We start from the raw sequence: 17116 nt of genomic DNA on the forward strand, positions 1-17116 counted from the left end.
CACGAAACTTAATATACTTTGCGGCAACGCTCAGGCCTTTGTTGACCATTTGTTCCGACTGCCGCTGTCCATATGACAAACCTTGAGGTGCCCCCGGTTTGGCCGCGTTTACATCATCCAGCCCTACCGCGAGCAGGAGAAATGTGCGCCCGCGTGCTGGGCGGCCGAGGGCGAGGAATGCCAATGTTCGTGCATGGGCGTGAACCACGGCGCGAGCAGCCCCGGCGGGCGGTGGAAGATCGTTTCCGAAGCGTTCGCGACCCGCTGGGGCGAACGACACCTTGCGTGCCGCCTTTTGAGCAAGCCAGGTTAGCGCATGAAATGGCGACCGACTTCGACCTCTAGAAGCGGGAAATATATTTAGATCGCGCCGCTTTGCTCTTGCTTTTCGCGAAGGCGGCGTGACTCCACGCGTCACAGGATATCGTGCTTGTTGTCGCGCGCCGTGCGACAACAAAGAAATCCGCAGAACACCTAGTGTTTGGCGGCATACGACTCGACAAGTTCGGGATGCGCCGCCAGTATGCGGCTGTTCCGGTTTCGTGCCGGAACCCTCTCCCAGCGTCCACGGCTCAGGAGAGGCAGAGAGCATCGGTTGCCCAAACTTGGGGTGCACCGCGAACGGCTTCCATCACCGTTCGCGACCAGCGCGGGCAACCGATGCGCTCTTGAGCCTATCGGTCAACCGTTAGCGCCGCAATGGCGATTATCGCCAGATATGAAGGAAGCGGCCCTGTTAGGCGGTGGTTATCTCGCGTCCGCCTGCCTCTCGCAGATATTCGGCCGCATCGAATAGCAGGCACCAGCCGATCTCAGCCAAGACACCTTCCGAACCACCATAGTATTCCGACGCGATTTCCGGCGAGTAGTGACCAACTGAATCTGAAAAATCGATACCGTGTTGCTCAAGGCTGCGAGCGAGCGACAGCAGCTCCGGTAATGTGACTTTGTGTCCGAAGACATGGGCGAAGTGGTTACGAAATGCGTTAAAGGCGTCGAACGCCTGCTTGGCCCCGGCAGTGATTAGCCCTGTGGATGCTAACAGTTCGGTCTTTTGTGGAAAATTTAGTCCATACACGCGATCGCCAGGATCGATTGTGTGTATCGTCTCAATCAGCAGCGCTTCCAGTGCGAGGTGAATTCGCATGACTAGCGCAATCAACTCGGGATCATCGCCGATGATCTGGTTCGAGATAATGTCGTCTAGGTCGACAAGGCGAGCGGGTTTGAGCTTAGCCAATTAGTCGCGCTCCATTTGAACGCAGCCGATGCAGTCGCCGCAGCTATCATCGTATGCCTCTTTGAGAAGATCGGTAAAATCGCGGGCCGTCATCGCGGCAGCCCAAGGGACGCGCCCATTTAGCCCCTTTTTGCGTTCACCCATCGCAATCGGCCATAGGCGCTCAAGGTCTTCGTCTCCGCCGACAATGTAGCCATGGCGACCGCATTCCTCCAACGTGCCGACTTCCACCAGAAAAGCCTTCGCGGCGTTTAGGGTGTCCTCGCGTTCCATCATCGCTTCCTTAGCCCGGCCCATGTGCGTCTCCTTTCATGATCGACATGGAGCAGGCCGCTGCTTCTTCAAGGCGGACAAAAACAGGTGTTTACGCCCCCTTCCCGCCTGCTACGGTTTTCCAAGGCCTTGCAGCGGACGTAATCAGGGGGCGAAATGACCGGCACAGTTTACGGCTACGTGCGGGTATCGACAGGACGGCAGGATATGGGCCGCGACGCCCAGCGTCGCGCCCTCGATGCGGCCGGATGCACAGAGATCGTCGAGGAGCAGGCGAGCGGGCGGAAGGCCCGCCCCGCTCTTGCCGAGTTGGTCGATAAGCTGGACCAGGGCGACACGGTGACGGTGTTCCGGTTCGACCGCATCAGCCGATCGGTCGCCGACTTCTACGCGATCGGCGAGCGCATCCGCGAGCGCGGCGCGGCGCTTCGCAGCTTGGCGGAGCAGTTCGATACCTCGACCCCGATGGGTCGCGCCATGATGGGGTTTGCCGCGATCTGGGCCGAGCTGGAGGCGGATACCACTCGCGAGCGGGTGCAGAACGGCCTTATTGCCGCCCGTGCACGCGGCCAAGTGCTAGGTCGCCGACGCAGCTTTTCGGCAGAGGTAGAGAGCGACATTGCTGCGGCGATTGCCGATGGCGCGCCGGTGAAGCAGCTTGCCTACAAGCATCGCGTCTCCCCCAAGACGATCCGGCGGATTAAAGCGCGCGCGGGAGCACGAGGGTAATGGCCGATACTCGCACCCCCGCGCAGCGCCGGCACATCATGCAGTCGGTAGGGACCGCAAACACCGGCCCCGAGCTGGCGGTCAGGAAGCTGCTGCACAATGCGGGCTATCGGTACCGCCTCCATCCCAAGAAGCTGCCGGGGCGACCGGATATTGTCTTTCCGGGGCGTCGCCGTACGATTTTCGTCCACGGGTGCTTTTGGCACGGCCACGAGTGCCAGAAGGGCCGTGCGCCGAAGTCGAAGCTCGATTATTGGGGGCCAAAGCTGGACGCTAACCGCGAACGCGACGCCCGGAAAGAAGCTGAGTTGCGCGCCCTTGGTTATGAGGTCGCAACGATATGGCAGTGCGAGATCGGGGACGCAGAAGCCTTAGAAACCCGGTTGCGAACCTTTCTTGGCCCGCCCGGAAAAACCGATCGACAGCCGGTCGAATTCGACCTAGGCTCGACTGAAAAAGCAGGGAAGACAGCATGAGGCCGTTAGGAATCGATCTATTTGCCGGTGCAGGCGGCATGAGCTTAGGCTTCGAACAGGCCGGGTTCGATGTTGCCGCGGCCGTCGAGATTGACCCGATCCATTGCGCCGTCCACGCCTTCAACTTTCCGGAAACGCCGGTCATTCCGCGTTCCGTTGCTGGCCTGAAAGCGGCCGAGGTCCGAGCCGTTGCCGGTATCGGCAAGCGACCGATTGATTGTGTTTTCGGCGGACCTCCATGCCAAGGCTTTTCCATGATCGGAAAGCGAGCTCTCGAGGATCCTCGCAATTCGCTAGTCCGCGAATTTGTGCGGCTGGTGCAGGAGTTCGACGCCCGAACCTTCGTGTTCGAGAATGTGAAGGGGCTTACACTCGGCAGTCAGCGCGCTTTCCTAGAGGAGCTGGTAGTTGCGTTCGACCGAGCCGGTTACCAGGTCCGCTTACCGTGGCAGGTGCTGGACGCCGCCAACTACGGCACGCCGCAACATCGGCATCGCTTGATCCTTATGGGCGCGCAGAAAGGCGAGCCCTTGCCGGATTATCCTCTCCCCTACACCAACGCAGCCGACACACGCCGGCCGATCACCGATCTGCCGTTCGGTCCCACCGCGGCCGATGCGATAGGCGACCTGCCGAACGCCGATAGGTTCGCCGCGCTGATGGAGCACGATGCCACCCGCACTACCGCGTTCGGCAAGCCCAGCGCGTATGCCGCCGAAATGCGCGCTTTGACGAACGACGCATGGCATTTCGGATATGTCCGCGACTGGAACCCGGCCATGCTCACATCGAGCGCCCGCACCTCGCACACAGACATTTCGCGCCGCAGGTTCGGCGAGACGCTGCCCGGGCGAGTCGAGCCCATCAGCCGCTTCTACAAGCTGTCTCCGGCCGGCCTGTCCAACACCTTGCGGGCGGGTACGGACGGCGCGCGGGGCGCGTTCACCAGTCCGCGGCCGATCCACTTCAAGCATCCGCGGTGCATCACCGTTCGAGAAATGGCGAGGCTGCACGGTTTTCCCGACTGGTTCCGGCTTCATTCGACTAAGTGGCATGGAGGCCGGCAGATCGGGAACGCCGTGCCGCCTCCGTTGGCGCGCGCGATCGCGGCACAAATCGCTGAGGCGCTAGGGACCGTTCCGACCCGCCCGGAGCGGACGTTGGCACTCGGCGACACCACCCTCCTCTATCTTGAAATGGCCGAGGCCGCGGAGCTGTTCGGCGTTCCTGCGCCGAACAGCAAGCGCGACCGCAAGAGCGGTGCGAAGAAGCGGAAGCAGCACGAAATCGAGGAAGCCCGGTTGCGGCTTGTCGCCAATGGATGAAGAATCTGAGGTTGATAAGCTCGCAATGGCAATCGGCTCAATGGCACTGCGAAAGACCGTGAACGCTTACAGTCAAATTATCGCTGAGATTTTTGCTCGGAACTTCAAACCGGGCATGACCTCATTTGATTTTGATCGCGAGGACATAGGGACTGTTGCGGAGGAGTTAGGCCTTTCCAGGCCAAAGAACCTTGGAGATGTGGTTTATACCTTCCGCTATCGGCGGCAGCTCCCGAAGGCAATTCTCGATACCCAACCCGCGGGAAGCTACTGGCTCATTTTGGGGGCAGGCGACGCTCGTTATCGCTTCCGGCTCAGCGGCCTTTGCTACATCGAGCCGCGGCCGGGCCTGTTGATCCGCAAGATACCGGACGCCACGCCGGAAATCATTACCCGTTATGCGCTCGGTGACGAGCAGGCGTTGCTCGCCAAGGTTCGCTACAATCGCCTGATCGATATATTTCTAGGCGTAACCGCCTATAGCTTACAGAACCACCTAAGGACTAAAATCCCCAACTACGGTCAGATTGAAATCGACGAGCTTTACGTCGGTATCGACAGCCAGGGCGCGCAGTACGTCATCCCCGTGCAGGCAAAGGGCGGCAACGATAAGCTAGGTGTGATTCAGACCATCCAGGATGTGACGTTCTGCCAAACGCAGCCCCGTTATAAGGACTGCATCCCGCGCACCGTGTCGGCGCAGTTTATGACCGATGACGTGATTGCGATGTTTGAGCTGACTTTCGACGGCAACGACGTAGCGATCACCCGGGAACGGCATTACAAGCTGGTTGCCAACGCTGAGATCGGCGCGGCCGACCTGAACGCTTACAAGATACAGGACTGACCGTGCGGGCGGTCGCTAAGCTAGGAACTATCGGCCTAGCGTTGTCCTCGCCGGCGATGGCCGAACTGGCGACGGTGGCGCGCATCACGGACGGCGACACGTTCCGCACGGCTACCGGCGAGCGTATCCGTATTGCCGCGATCGACGCGCCCGAGACGATGCGGAATCGGGGGAGATGCGCGCTGGAAATCGTGCGCGGCCGAGCCGCGAGGGCGCAGCTTCGAGACTTGATCGAGTGGCGGCGCGTCGCGCTGACCCGCACCGGGCGCAGCTATAACCGAACGGTTGCGCTGGTGAGCGTCGATGGTCGCGACATAGGGACGGAGATGGTCTGGCGCGGCGCAGCGCGGCATTGGCGGCGGTATGGGCCGAAGCCGGATTGGTGCCGCTGAGCGATGGAATGGAAGCCGCGCCAGTCGCCGCGTTATAGCCTTCCATCGGGACCGCAGAATCGGTCCCCTGCTGTCATGGCGCAGCGAGCGGAGCCGTTCGACAGCCTAGACGACTTCCCGACCCCAAGATGGGCAACCAGGGCGCTACTGGAGGAGGTGCGTGCAGCGGAGAAGCCGGAGCAGTCGACGTGCTGGGAGCCGACGTGCGGGCGGGGCTTCATGGCGGCGACTTTGGCCGAGTATTTCGGTGCGGTTCGCGCCAGCGACGTTAGCCCGTTCGGCTATGGCGAGCTGTTGGACTTTCTGACCATTGAAGCCGCGCGCGCAACGGATCGGGACCGCCCGGACTGGATCGTGACCAACCCGCCTTTTCGCCTTGCCGAGGAGTTCGCGCGTCGGGCGCTCGACCTAGCCCGCGTCGGGACGGCTATGCTCGTGCGGACGGGATTTATCGAGGGAGCAGGACGATACCGCCGCCTGTTCGAAACGCGGCCCCCTACCCTTGTCGCGCAGTTCGTAGAACGGGTTCCGATACTACGGGGGCGAGTCGACCCGCGAGCTTCGACCGCAACGGGATATTGTTGGCTGGTTTGGGACCGCAAGGCCACGGGCGCCACCCGCTTGGAGTGGATACCGCCGTGTCGTAGGCGGTTAGAACAGCCGCACGACTACGACCTTCCTAGAACAATCGTATAGGCGTATACAAATATAGCCCTATACTAGTTGAGGTGTAGCATGAAGGTTCTGGCGATCCTCTCTCAGAAGGGAGGAGTCGGGAAAACGACGTTGGCGACCTGTCTGGCGGTCGCGGCACAGCAGGACGGCAAGGAGGTGGCGATCATCGACCTTGACCCGCAGGCCACCGCCTCGTTCTGGAAGGACGTGCGGCAGCTCGATACGCCGGCGGTGGCGTCGATCCAGCCTGTCCGGCTCCCGGCGATGCTGAAAGCATGCGGTGACGCCGGCACCGATCTTGTTGTGATCGACGGGGCGGCGGTTGCGCGCGATGTGGCTTACGAGGCAGCGCGGCACGCCGACTTCATCCTGATACCCACCAAGACCGCCGTATTCGACACCATGAGCATGACGCACACGCTGGACGTGGTGCGGCAGCTCGACCGCCCATTCGCCGTCGTGCTTACCTTTGTGCCGCCGCAGGGGCAGGAAACACGCGATGCGATCCAGGCTGTAGCGGAGCTGGGGGCTGCCGTCTGTCCGGTGACGATCGGCAACCGGAAGGCGTTCTTTCGGGCGCAGGCCGCAGGACAGGCAGTGCAGGAGTTCGAGGCGAGCGGACCCGCAGCCGAGGAAATCCGCCGTCTATACGAGTATACAACTATACGGCTATACAAATCGGCGGAGGCAGCGTGATGGCAAAGCCGAACGGATTGCAGGCTGTACTCGACCGGGCAAAGGCGAAGGCCGAGCCGGTGGCAGTGCCGGAGCCACCCGCGCGCTCGCAGCGGGCAGAGACAACAGCCAAGCCCGCCGCGGGCAACCGGCAGGGCACCAAGCTGATCGGGGGGCACTTCCCGCCCGAGGTGAGCACCCAGCTCCGCATCCTTGCGGCCGAGGAGGGGACAACCGTGCAGCGTCTGCTCGGAGAGGCGCTGGACGACCTTTTCGTGAAGAAGGGCCGCAGCAGGGTTTCCCGAAACGTATAGGCGTATACACCTATACAGATATACCGTCTAAAAGTGAGTTTTGGGGTTGCGGCTCACCTTTCAGGCAGCCGGCGCGCTGAAATCCACGAGGACCGGCATTTCCGGGATGCCGCCGCGCATCTTCGCACGGCGAACGATGCTGTGCTGGTCGATGAGGTTCTGGGCATCCCGCTTGCCGCCCGCCGTTTTCGCAAACCAGTGGAGGGCGACCCGCTCGACCTTCCGGCCGCGCTTGATGGGCGTGAAATCGACATAGAAGGTGCAGAGCTTGTTGATCTCCTCGACCGCAACCTTGAGGCAGTATTTGTTCAGGTCGGCGAAGCGGTCCAGCTTGCCGGCCGGCACGTTCAGGAGGCCGCGCAGCTCCTCGATCGTGAACTCCTCCGCCTGCTTATAGGCCAGCCCGATCCGGCGCTCGATCATTTCGTAGAGGCAAAGGGCGTACTTGGACTCGAAGCAGTACATCACCTGTGTTTTCAGGCGGGCGTATACCTCGCTGTTCCGCAGTATCTCGATTAGCTCCTCGGGGATGCGGTAGTGCAGGAAGCCGTCCTTTTCGAGACTTTCGTCGCTGGGGCCGAGAAGCTGGACCCGCCGCTTAAAGCTCTTGCCATCCTTGCGGATGGTGACGATCGCGACCGTGCCCATGAGCCGGAGCAGCGAGCTCTCAATCCTGTCGTTGCCTTGATGTGTCCCCTTGAGGGCGGATTTGGGGACGCTGTGGATGATCGGCTCGCCAATGCGGTCCCAGGCGTTGGCGATGAGCAGGTTGTAGATGCGACGGTCAGCCAGAGTGAGAGGGCTCAGCTCGACAATATCGACCAGCTCGCCCGGCTTGACGATTTCGCCGTAAAGCGCCGGATCAAAGGGGTTGCCGTGTCCACGCTGGGTGAGGGTTCGGTGCTCGCGATCAGCAATAGCAACATTCGGCATCGGCGACCTACGGTGAGTAGCATTGTTCCCAGACCTCACCTTAACGCTAAAAGTGAGTTGTGCAAACCGGTCAGCTCCCCGATAGCGTACCCCAAAACTCACCGTTCCTCGGCTGCCGGCCCGAAAGCTCACCGAAACCGACCCCAACACTCACCGCGGGCTACCCCAAGGCTCACCGGAACCGACCCGAACACTCACGCGAATCGACCCTAACACTCACTGCAAGGCCCAATTTTTGGCAGAAAAGCAGGAGGTTCAGAGCCCTGAATCTTGAATCTAAGAAGAATAGTTGAATCAGAATGACGGTGAGTTTTAGGGTGGCCCAGCTCAAGGTACCTGTGGAATCGGCCGAAGGCCGATACGAGTTTGATGCGTGACGGCTACACCGTCACAGGACGCGGCCTACCGGCCGCAGGCTTTGCGATGAAAGCCAAGCCGATCCGTCTCTCTTGCCAATAGCAGGACGGCCAGATCGACGGTGAGCAGCGACCCCAAAACTCACCATTGCGCGTTTAGGGCAGGCGTATCCTAATGAACGGGACAAGCGGAGGTGCAGATGGGCATTTTCGGCCGGCTAAGGGAATGGTTCTCCCACATCGAATGGGGTGAAGGCGAGGCCTTTGCCGACCGCACCAGCGGCGATGACATTCCCCAAGTAAACCCAGCGACCGGCTTGCCGATGATCGGTAGCGGCATCGCCGGGGTCGACGTGCAAGGAAACCCGTTCGGGACAGACCTTCACCGCTGGCATGACGACCAGGCCAACCGAGCGTTCTCCGACAGCAGCTCGACCCATTGGGATCATGCGTCGAGCAGCAGCAGCTATGACCCCGGTCGGGGCTGGTAGGACGCAAGCGTAACGCGGCGCATTAATTGCTCGCCTTCCAGCCAAGCAACCGCGTGAAAAATTGGCATGGCGGCGATACCTGCCAACAGAACCCCAGGCAGAATTGCGACTTTGGCAATCAGCAGGGCGGCCAGGACCAGCAACAAGATACCGCCAACAAAATCCGACACGGCCGAGTGTCGGCGAAAATACCAACCCCAATCAGGCATGGCTAGGAAGCAGGCGTGCAGCTCTCCCTTGTGCTGCCAGCCCACGACAATCACATGATCACCGTCGCAGAGCAGCACAGGCTTGCCGAGGTAATACATGGCGTGACCATCGAGCCGGAAGCGCGTGACATACGGACCACCCGGCAGGAAGGGAGGGGTTATCCCTACCCGAGACACGATGCCCACGCGTGACACCCAGGGATTAAGCCAGGTCACCGGCCCGGTCCGACGCTGCCGGAGCCTTCGACCTTGGCATCGGCGTTCGTGCCTTGCGTGCCCGACGCCGCTTGCCGTTGCGACAGCGAGGCGGTGGAGGCGAGCCGCAGGTTGATGGATTGCCCGCTGATCCGGCCATTGCCGAACCAGACGCCGCCCGCCTTGGTCCACGTCAGGCCGCGAGGATCGGCGACGAAATCGCCGGCCGGGCTATGAGTGAAATGGATATTGCCCGAGCCGGTCAGGTCCGTCGAAAACGAGCCGCCGACGACTTGCCGCGAAGCGTCATCGAGCGCGGCTTTCAGCGTCGCGGCCGGGATTGCCTGAAAGGCGGCGAGCACCCGCCGTTGCGCTTCGTCGGGATCGGCGAGCCGCGACGTGCCCAGCTCCTTGTCGATCAGCCCGAACACCGTGTTGGTGTAGATCGCCGACGCTGCCAGCATCTCCATGTAGCGGAGGTGCAGTTCTTCGTCGTAGCGGGGCGGAGCGCGGTGCGCCCGGAAGAACGGGGTATCGAAGCGGGGATCGGTGACGCGATCGTCTATCGCATAGACTTCCCAGCCCTTGCGGGGCTGCATCGCGACGACGATCGGCAAGGTGTAGAGCCGATGGTCGGCATCGAGCGGTGATTCCTTATCGCGCGCGGCTGGCGGGGTTTCGCGGTATTCCTTGCGCGTCGGTTCGACCAGCGCCGCAATCGCCTGGTTCATCGGGGGACGCCGGCCGTCGCGTGCCTGGAGCAGAATAAGGCCGAGATCGACCGGCAGATCGCGCGCGTTCCAGTCGGCTAGGAAGGCATCGGCCATCAGGCCCAGCGCGGGCATTTCATAGGTTTTGCCCGTCTCGAACCCGAGGCTCTTGACCCGCTCCCACAGGCTAGACGTACCCGAGCTGGACGCGGCGCTTTCGGACCCGGAACCCGACACCGACGCGCCGCCCGAGTTGCAGCCGGACAGCGTGACGGCGACCAGAACAGGGGTGAGTAGCACACGCAGGATCATCGCCGTTCCTCCACCATCAGGTTCCGCAGCTCGGCCGTGTCGCGCGCGAGGGTGTCGCTTGACCCGGCGAGCTTCGCTTCCAGTTCGGCCGCGCGCTTGCGGAGCCGCGCCAGTTCAGCCGAGCTTTCAGGGTCGCAGGCAGGCCGGGCTTGTCCTGTCGCGGCCGCCCAGTCGCGATCGAACCCGGCGTTGAACGCGGCGCGATCGGCGCGGACAACGGCCGTGTCGCGCTCGACCCGCACATCGACATGCTGCTGCCACGACACTGCCAGCCACGTCAGCACGGCCGCCACGGGAGCCGCCACCAGCGCACCCGAGGCGAAGCCGCTCAGCGCCATGACGATCGTCGCCAGAAGAAGGCAGAAGGCAAGAAGGGGCGAGGCTTTGCCTCGCTCAGTTTAGTCCACACCCTACGCACGCGTGCACCCCCCAGAGCGCAGTCGATGCGTGGTCGCATCGACCAGGAAGGACATTGCGCCACAAGGCCAAGTCACTGTCAACGGGGTCTATACAGCCGCTTCATTTTGCGTAGTCTCACCGCATACGGACGGGAGGATGGCTTGCCCCGCGTGATGTTGACGGCCCGCGTGACGGACAGCCAGGCCGCGGCGCTGAAAAGCTACGCCGCGGACGTGGGATTGCCGCTCTATCAGGCGACCGTTCGCGCGCTCGAACTCGGCATCGCAGCGCTTGTCGGGGGCAGGGGCGCGGAGCCGGTGCGGCACGATACGGCCCCGCCCGCGGGCGTATCGACCGGCGAGATGGAGGCGTTGCGCGAGGCGGTGGAACGGTTGACCGTGCGCGCCGAGCTGACCGACCGGCTGACCCAACAGACCCTCTATGCGGCCGGCGCGGCCTATGCCGCGGCGCTGGCGGGACCGGGGCAGGGCGACGAGCACATGGCCGGGATCACGCGCGACGCGGAGCGGATATTTGATCGGCAACTCGCCAAGGCTCGGGAGAGGTAAAGCAACCATGCATCCGTCGCTTGTAACCAGTCCGGCCCGACGCATCCGCAACCTAGGTCGCTGGTATATCGACCCTCAGGGCTGGTGGTCCGTTCGCGAACTGGAATGGATGGACGATGACACGGGCCAGTGGAACGGCGCGATCGGGTGTCGTTGGAATGGTGACCTCAACGATCCAACCGCAATCGGGCACCCGAACAGCTTCAACAACGCGACATGGTTCATCCTGCCCGAGCCATTTCATCAGATGGCGGCTGCATTGATCGCAGCGGCTGGAAAGACTGACAACTAAAGAGGTTCGCATGGCCGAGACGGCGGAAGTTTCAAGCGGGTTTCACGGCGACAAGCTCTACCAGCAGAGGGCGAGAACGGTTCTACCGATCCTTGTTCGTCAGGCATGGTCCGGCCAACCCGTCCGCTACGAGTCCCTGGCTCAGGAAGTCGGGATGCCTAACCCGCGCAATCTGAATTATCCGCTCGGCTCCATAGGTAATAGATTGGACGAGCTGAGCGAGGAGTGGGACGACGAGGTCCCGCACATTCAATCGCTAGTAGTCAACAAGGCAACAGGGTTGCCCGGCCCCGGATTTGACGCCTTTCTTCGTGACCGAGGTCACGAGTGGGAAAACAGCGCAGAGAGGCGCGCAATAATCCGCGAGTATTGGACCAAGGTATATGAGTATCCCTATTGGGAGGACGTTCTTGAGGAGCTTGAGCTAGAACCAGCTTCCGACCCCGCCAGCTCAGAAATTGAGGCGGCGAAGGCCTTCGGCGGTGGAGGCGAGGGGGAGGAGCATCGCCGGCTCAAACAGTTTCTAAGCAACAACCCCCACCTTGTTGGATTTGAGCAGGCCGAGGGCGTTGGCGATGTAGAGTATCACCTACCATCCGGCGACCGCATCGACGTTGTTTTTGACCGATCCAGCAGATTGCACGCCGTTGAGGTGAAGCCAGCAAGCGCGCTCGTCGCCGACGTGACTCGCGGACTATTTCAATGCGTCAAATACCGTGCCGTGATGCAGGCCCAAGCCCGATACCAACGCGATGATAGGCTACTATCGGTATGTCTGGCGCTTGGTGGCAGCCTTCCGGCGCTTCTTGTTCCCCTGCGAAACAGCTTGAATGTTGAGGTTCATGAGAATCTCGCAATGCATCTGACGACTCGTGGCAAGCCAAGCTGAAATCCTCTCCCGCGGCCAGGCGAGCAGGAACCGGCATTGGGCGGGGGTAAATGGGGTGACTGCACGAAAGTGCATTCTGCGTACGGTAGGAGCGAACGAGCAGTGAACGGCGGGGTTCAGTCGCCTGCCGTGGTGTCCTGATCGATCACTGCTGCTCGTACACCGAGCAGCCAAGGCACCCAAGCCAGCGCATATCCGGCCCAGAGATATTTGTACAACGGCATCGCCTGACCCAGTTCAGCGACGAGGCCGACGACGGCCAGCACGGCAACCCCTCCAAACACGAGGCTGGCCGCAACCGTGCGGATGGGGCGATCCCACCTGATCGTGGCAAGGCGGGTCGCTGGATTATAGTGCCGGAGACAAAGCCACGCGATCCCCAGCACGACGGGCGATGCGACGATCGTCACAAGGATGCTGCCGTACATGGGGATACCGATGCTGTCGCCATCAGGGGGCAGGACACCCGAGCGGAGCACCTGCGGCCAGTAGACGAAATTCAGAACCGGATAGAAGGCCAGCAGCAATCCGGTCAGGATCCACAGCGGCCTGGCGCTTGTCGGCATCGTTGGTCTCCCGCTCTTGGCCTACTGACGCATTCAGCGCCGAAACGGGATGACGACGGCCTGGTCGAGAAAGGCGCGCATACCCTCTTCCTCGACGGTGCGGCGGAAGGCGGCCCATGCGGCATCGTCGGTGGCGAAGGGATTGTCCCACACCGTCGAGGTGCCGCTGTGGTTGACCACCTCCAGCGTCCAGCCCGGCTCGTCCTCGAGGCGGATGATGTGGACCTCGACCGTGATGCCCTGCTCGGTGACGGTGCCGGACAGGCCGGAGGTGACGATGTTCGGATCGCGTTCGCCTGTCATGCACCTGTCCTTGTTTCGCCGGAGCGCTGTGCGCCCGCACCCTCCAGCGCCTTGTAGAGCGCGGTCTTGCCGATCTTCAGTCGCGCGGCCGCCTCGCGCACCGTCAGGCCCGCGGCGATGTGCGCGCGCGCCTTGCGCAATTTGTCGGGGGTGACGACCGGACGCCTGCCACCCTGCGCCCCGCGTTCGCGCGCGGCGCGCAATCCGGCCTGGGTGCGCTCGCGGATCAGGTCACGCTCGAACTGAGCCAAGCTTCCGAAGATGTTGAACACCAGCATTCCGCCCGGCGTCGTGGTGTCGATGTTCTCGGTCAGCGAGCGAAACCCGATCCCGCGCGCCGCCAGATCACCGACCTGCGCGATCAGGTGGCGCATCGAGCGACCGAGCCGGTCGAGCTTCCACACGACCAGCGTGTCGCCGGATCGCAGATAGGCGAGCGCCTCGGCAAGTCCCGGTCGGTCAGCCCTCGCCCCTGACGCTTGGTCGTCAAATGTGCGCTCGCAACCGGCACGCATCAGCGCGTCATGCTGGAGCGCCAGCTTCTGGTCGGCGGTAGAGACGCGCGCATAGCCGATCAGTGCCATGCGCGGGTCCGAAGTGTCCGTTTTCCCATCTCGACGCGATCTTGTCCGAATCGCCGTCGAAGGTCCAGAGTTGACGGACACATTCACGCTGACCGTCCAATCACCGTCTGACGGACAGCTTCATGGAGGTTCAGGGTTCATGGCGAGACGACGCCTGCTCACCCGCGAAGCGCTGGCGCGTCAGCTCGATCCCCCGACCGATGAACGCGAGATCGCGCGGCACTTCACCCTGACGCGCGAGGATCTCGATTGGGTCTCGATCCGACGTGGCCCTGCATCGCAGCTCGGTTACGCCATGACGCTCCTTTATATGCGCTGGCCCGGGCGGGTACTCGGCGCGGAAGAGACGCCGCCCGTCTCGGTCCTGTCGTTTGTCGCCCGTCAGCTCGATGTGCCAGAGGCGGCCTGGCGCGACTATGGCCATCGTGACCCGACACGACGTGCGCATCTCGCCGATCTGGCACGGCGCATGGGCTATCGGGCTTTCGGCCGCGCCGACTTCCACGCCCTGGCCGCCTTCGCCATGCCCGTGGCGCAGACTATCATCCAGCCAGTCCAGCTGGCCGAGATCGTCATCGACGAAATGCGACGTCGTCGCCTGTTGCTGCCCCCCGTCACCGTCATCGAGGCGGTCGTACGACGAGCGCGCCGCCAAGCCGACGAACTCGTCCACGATGTGCTGACCCAGGGGCTGGGTGATGGCGGACGTACCCGCCTTGATGCGCTGCTCGCCCGTCGTGGCGACCGGGGTGCGACGTGGCTGTCGTGGCTGCGCAACCCGCCGCTGTCGCCGGCACCGCGCAACGTCATGCGCCTGCTCGAACGACTGGATCATGTCCGCGCGATCGGACTGGCCCCGGCGCGGGCCGCTACGATCCCGACCGCGGCCTTCGACCGCATCGCCGACGAAGCTGTGCGGATCACGCCGCAGCATCTGGCGGAACTGCCCGACCGGCGCCGCCATGCCGTCCTGGCGGCAGCCGCGCTGCGGCTTCGTGAGAGCCTCGCCGATGCGGCGCTGACAATGATGGACAAGCTGCTCGGCAGCATGATGCGGCGTGCCGAATACCGGACGCGCGACAAAGCCTTGGGTACGATCCGTGCGCTCCAGGTACAGTTGCGCCTGCTCACCGGCTCCTGCCGCCTGCTGATCGATGCACGGGCGCAAGGGCTGGACTCGCTTGCCGCGATGGCGATCGATTGGGAGAAATTGGGGGCGGCGGTCGGGGAAGCGGAAATTCTGGTCGCGCCGGAGACGACCGACCGTACCGCCGAGCTGATCGACCGGCATCGCTCGCTGCGTGCGGTGATCGGGCCGTTCCTGGGCGCCTTCACCTTCCGGGGTGCCGGCCCGGTACAGGGGCTGCTCGATGCGGTCCGGGTCGTCGGTGAGGTTTACCGGACCAGCAGGCGACGCCTGCCTGACAATCCGCCGCTTCGCTTCGTGCCGCCATCGTGGCGGCCTTTCGTGCTGCGCGACGGGCAGGTCGTCCGCGCGGCCTATGAACTATGCGTTCTCACCCAGTTGCGCGACCGGCTGCGTGCCGGTGACATATGGGTGGAGGAAAGCCGCCAGTATCGCGCCTTCGACAGTTACCTCTTGCCACCCGCCACCTTCGCGGCGCTGCGTGAGCGCGGACCGTTGCCGCTAGCGATCGACACCGACTTCGACACCTTCATCGCCGGTCGCCGCGCCCGCCTCGATACCGCGATCGAACAGGTCACGGCACTCGCCCGGCAGGGCGAACTGCCGCAGGTGCGGCTCGACGCCGATGGCCTCGTAATCTCGCCGCTGAAGGCCGCAACCCCGCCCGATGCGGAGGACGTGCGGCGCATGGTCTACGACCGCCTGCCGCGCGTGAAGATCACCGATCTGTTGCTGGAGGTCGATGGCTGGACCGGCTTTTCCGAATGCTTCACACATCGCCGCTCCGGTCGACCGGCCGATGATCGCAATGCGCTTCTCACCGTAATCCTGGCGGACGGCATCAATCTCGGCCTGACCCGCATGGCGGATACCTGCCAGGCGGCCACCCTGCGCCAGCTCGCGCACCTGCATGACTGGCACGTCAGTGAAACCGCCTATGGCGAGGCGCTGGCGCGACTGATCGACGCGCATCGCGTCCTGCCGCTGAGCGCCCTCTGGGGCGACGGCACCACCTCGTCGAGCGATGGCCAGCTCTTCCACGCCGGCGGGCGCGGTGCTGCGATCGGTGACATCAACGCGCGAAACGGCAACGAACCCGGGGTCAGCTTCTACACCCACATATCGGACCAATATGACCCGTTCGCGAGCAGGGTGATCGCGGCGACGGCCGGCGAGGCACCCTATGTCCTCGACGGGCTGCTCTACCATTCAACCGGCCTGTCGATCGAAGAACATTACACCGATACCGGCGGAGCCTCCGACCATGTATTCGGCCTCATGCCGTTCTTCGGCTACCGCTTCGCGCCGCGTTTGCGGGATCTGAAGGAACGACGCCTGCATCTGCTGCCGCAGCAGGATGCTGGAGCGTTGCTCGCCGGGCTGACCGGCGATCCGGTCGCGGTCGGCCACGTCGCGGACCATTGGGACGAACTGCTCCGGCTCGTCACCTCGATCCGCAGCGGTACCGTCGCCGCCTCCTCGATGTTGCGGCGACTGTCGGCCTATCCGCGCCAGAACGGCCTAGCCCTGGCATTGCGCGAGGTCGGGCGGATCGAACGCTCGATCTTCATTCTCGACTGGTTGCGCGACATCGACCTGCGCCGGCGCGCCCAGGCTGGGCTCAACAAGGGAGAGGCGCGCAACGCGCTCGCCCGAGCCCTGTTCTTCAACCAGCTCGGCGAACTACGCGACCGCCGGTTTGAAAACCAGACCTACCGCGCCTCCGGCCTCAACCTGCTCGTCGCCGCCATCATCCTGTGGAACACCCGCTACCTCGAACACGCCATCGCCGGCATGACGGTACCTCCCGAGACTGCCCGCCACATCGCACCGCTCGGGTGGGAGCATATCTCGCTCACTGACGACTATCGATGGAACGCCGACGACCGCCCTCCCGCCGGCCAGCTCAGGCCGCTACGCACACCCGCATCGTTGCTCGCTGCATGACGCGGCTCCTCGATGGCGAGCGAGTTCGCAGCAATGCGCGCCGCGGCCGAGCGGATCGAGATCGCACCCGGCATCAGGCTGGCCCGGCACCTCTACACGCATATCGACCCTTACGATCGCGGCATCGTCATCGCGCGGCTGCGCGAGGCAGCAAAGCACTGGCCCAGCGACCATGGGGGCACCTCAAGGTTTGTTACATGAACAGCGGTAAGCTGAACATCTGACGAACGGGGACGCTCAGGCCACCTTCGTCCCTGGCTCGTCGGGC

23 protein-coding genes are annotated in these 17116 nt (G+C 63.2%); 13 read left to right on the plus strand and 10 right to left on the minus strand.

What is annotated here, in order from left to right; translation table 11 throughout:
* The 3 genes from J2Y58_RS19460 to J2Y58_RS19470 form a co-directional block, all read right to left on the minus strand.
* On the minus strand, positions 1 to 184 hold a 184-nt coding region (locus tag J2Y58_RS19460), incomplete at its 3' end, for a hypothetical protein (protein WP_310106920.1).
* Between the two features lie 552 nt (positions 185 to 736).
* A complete protein-coding gene (locus J2Y58_RS19465) occupies positions 737 to 1240 on the minus strand; it encodes a hypothetical protein (protein ID WP_310106921.1) in 504 nt (167 codons plus the stop codon).
* Positions 1241 to 1537 (minus strand): hypothetical protein, encoded by a 297-nt coding sequence (locus J2Y58_RS19470; RefSeq protein ID WP_310106922.1) that lies wholly within the window; start codon positions 1535 to 1537, stop codon positions 1241 to 1243.
* Between the two features lie 132 nt (positions 1538 to 1669).
* Between J2Y58_RS19470 and J2Y58_RS19475 the strand changes: the two genes are divergently transcribed.
* The 7 genes from J2Y58_RS19475 to J2Y58_RS19505 all read left to right on the plus strand — a co-directional run bounded on the left by J2Y58_RS19475 (position 1670) and on the right by J2Y58_RS19505 (position 6946).
* Complete coding sequence (locus tag J2Y58_RS19475) at positions 1670 to 2242, plus strand: recombinase family protein (RefSeq protein ID WP_310106924.1); 573 nt, start codon at positions 1670 to 1672, stop codon at positions 2240 to 2242.
* Positions 2242 to 2718, plus strand: coding sequence for a very short patch repair endonuclease (locus J2Y58_RS19480; protein ID WP_310106927.1), 477 nt, complete (start codon positions 2242 to 2244; stop codon positions 2716 to 2718). Before J2Y58_RS19475 ends, J2Y58_RS19480 begins: the two co-directional genes overlap by 1 nt.
* Positions 2715 to 4043 (plus strand): DNA cytosine methyltransferase, encoded by a 1329-nt coding sequence (locus J2Y58_RS19485; protein ID WP_310106929.1) that lies wholly within the window; start codon positions 2715 to 2717, stop codon positions 4041 to 4043. Before J2Y58_RS19480 ends, J2Y58_RS19485 begins: the two co-directional genes overlap by 4 nt.
* On the plus strand, positions 4036 to 4890 hold the full coding sequence (locus tag J2Y58_RS19490; RefSeq protein ID WP_310106931.1) for an endonuclease: 855 nt from the start codon (positions 4036 to 4038) through the stop codon (positions 4888 to 4890). Before J2Y58_RS19485 ends, J2Y58_RS19490 begins: the two co-directional genes overlap by 8 nt.
* Positions 4891 to 4946: 56 nt before the next feature.
* The gene (locus tag J2Y58_RS19495) at positions 4947 to 5282 is read left to right on the plus strand and encodes a thermonuclease family protein (RefSeq protein WP_310106932.1); all 336 of its coding nucleotides are present in this window, start codon (positions 4947 to 4949) and stop codon (positions 5280 to 5282) included.
* A gap of 735 nt (positions 5283 to 6017) precedes the next feature.
* Positions 6018 to 6653 (plus strand): ParA family protein, encoded by a 636-nt coding sequence (locus J2Y58_RS19500; RefSeq protein WP_310106934.1) that lies wholly within the window; start codon positions 6018 to 6020, stop codon positions 6651 to 6653.
* On the plus strand, positions 6653 to 6946 hold the full coding sequence (locus J2Y58_RS19505) for a ribbon-helix-helix domain-containing protein (protein WP_310106936.1): 294 nt from the start codon (positions 6653 to 6655) through the stop codon (positions 6944 to 6946). The genes J2Y58_RS19500 and J2Y58_RS19505 overlap by 1 nt, the downstream gene beginning before the upstream one ends.
* A gap of 60 nt (positions 6947 to 7006) precedes the next feature.
* On the opposite strand, the gene J2Y58_RS19510 is transcribed toward J2Y58_RS19505, so the two are convergent.
* Positions 7007 to 7879 carry a replication initiation protein gene (locus tag J2Y58_RS19510; RefSeq protein ID WP_310106938.1) on the minus strand — a complete coding sequence of 291 codons (873 nt, stop codon included), beginning with the start codon at positions 7877 to 7879 and terminating at the stop codon, positions 7007 to 7009.
* 556 nt (positions 7880 to 8435) lie between these two features.
* Here J2Y58_RS19510 and J2Y58_RS19515 point away from each other — a divergent pair.
* Positions 8436 to 8726 (plus strand): hypothetical protein, encoded by a 291-nt coding sequence (locus J2Y58_RS19515; RefSeq protein ID WP_310106940.1) that lies wholly within the window; start codon positions 8436 to 8438, stop codon positions 8724 to 8726.
* Here the strand turns inward: J2Y58_RS19515 and J2Y58_RS19520 are convergent.
* The 3 genes from J2Y58_RS19520 to J2Y58_RS19530 are packed head-to-tail and all read right to left on the minus strand — an operon-like array spanning position 8702 to position 10490.
* On the minus strand, positions 8702 to 9151 hold the full coding sequence (locus J2Y58_RS19520; RefSeq protein WP_310106942.1) for a hypothetical protein: 450 nt from the start codon (positions 9149 to 9151) through the stop codon (positions 8702 to 8704). The two genes, J2Y58_RS19515 and J2Y58_RS19520, sit on opposite strands and share 25 nt — an antisense overlap.
* A complete protein-coding gene (locus tag J2Y58_RS19525; RefSeq protein ID WP_310106944.1) occupies positions 9148 to 10152 on the minus strand; it encodes a hypothetical protein in 1005 nt (334 codons plus the stop codon). The genes J2Y58_RS19520 and J2Y58_RS19525 overlap by 4 nt, the downstream gene beginning before the upstream one ends.
* Positions 10149 to 10490, minus strand: a complete 342-nt coding sequence (locus tag J2Y58_RS19530) for a hypothetical protein (protein WP_310106946.1) — start codon at positions 10488 to 10490, stop codon at positions 10149 to 10151. Before J2Y58_RS19530 ends, J2Y58_RS19525 begins: the two co-directional genes overlap by 4 nt.
* Before the next feature lie 231 nt (positions 10491 to 10721).
* Here J2Y58_RS19530 and J2Y58_RS19535 point away from each other — a divergent pair, with 231 nt between their 5' ends.
* From J2Y58_RS19535 to J2Y58_RS19545, 3 genes are read left to right on the plus strand one after another with little or no spacing between them, the layout of a single operon-like run.
* Entirely contained in the window at positions 10722 to 11120 is a 399-nt protein-coding gene (locus J2Y58_RS19535) for a hypothetical protein (protein WP_310106948.1), read from the plus strand.
* Between the two features lie 7 nt (positions 11121 to 11127).
* The gene (locus J2Y58_RS19540; protein ID WP_310106950.1) at positions 11128 to 11412 is read left to right on the plus strand and encodes a hypothetical protein; all 285 of its coding nucleotides are present in this window, start codon (positions 11128 to 11130) and stop codon (positions 11410 to 11412) included.
* Between the two features lie 10 nt (positions 11413 to 11422).
* On the plus strand, positions 11423 to 12301 hold the full coding sequence (locus J2Y58_RS19545) for a hypothetical protein (RefSeq protein WP_310106952.1): 879 nt from the start codon (positions 11423 to 11425) through the stop codon (positions 12299 to 12301).
* A gap of 116 nt (positions 12302 to 12417) precedes the next feature.
* Here J2Y58_RS19545 and J2Y58_RS19550 read toward each other — a convergent pair whose 3' ends face one another.
* The 3 genes from J2Y58_RS19550 to J2Y58_RS19560 are packed head-to-tail and all read right to left on the minus strand — an operon-like array spanning position 12418 to position 13754.
* Positions 12418 to 12867 carry a hypothetical protein gene (locus tag J2Y58_RS19550; protein ID WP_310106953.1) on the minus strand — a complete coding sequence of 150 codons (450 nt, stop codon included), beginning with the start codon at positions 12865 to 12867 and terminating at the stop codon, positions 12418 to 12420.
* 33 nt (positions 12868 to 12900) lie between these two features.
* Positions 12901 to 13170, minus strand: a complete 270-nt coding sequence (locus J2Y58_RS19555; protein ID WP_310106957.1) for a hypothetical protein — start codon at positions 13168 to 13170, stop codon at positions 12901 to 12903.
* Positions 13167 to 13754: a recombinase family protein gene (locus tag J2Y58_RS19560; protein WP_310106959.1), complete on the minus strand. Its 588-nt coding sequence runs from the start codon at positions 13752 to 13754 to the stop codon at positions 13167 to 13169. The genes J2Y58_RS19555 and J2Y58_RS19560 overlap by 4 nt, the downstream gene beginning before the upstream one ends.
* 139 nt (positions 13755 to 13893) lie before the next feature.
* On the opposite strand from J2Y58_RS19560, the gene J2Y58_RS19565 reads away from it, so the two are divergent.
* Both J2Y58_RS19565 and J2Y58_RS19570 read left to right on the plus strand, forming a co-directional pair.
* Complete coding sequence (locus J2Y58_RS19565) at positions 13894 to 16848, plus strand: Tn3 family transposase (protein WP_310106961.1); 2955 nt, start codon at positions 13894 to 13896, stop codon at positions 16846 to 16848.
* Between the two features lie 12 nt (positions 16849 to 16860).
* Positions 16861 to 17049 (plus strand): hypothetical protein, encoded by a 189-nt coding sequence (locus J2Y58_RS19570; protein WP_310106963.1) that lies wholly within the window; start codon positions 16861 to 16863, stop codon positions 17047 to 17049.
* Positions 17050 to 17116 lie beyond the last annotated feature (67 nt).

Origin of the sequence: Sphingomonas sp. BE138, assembly GCF_031456125.1 — a bacterium.
Lineage (GTDB): Bacteria > Pseudomonadota > Alphaproteobacteria > Sphingomonadales > Sphingomonadaceae > Sphingomonas.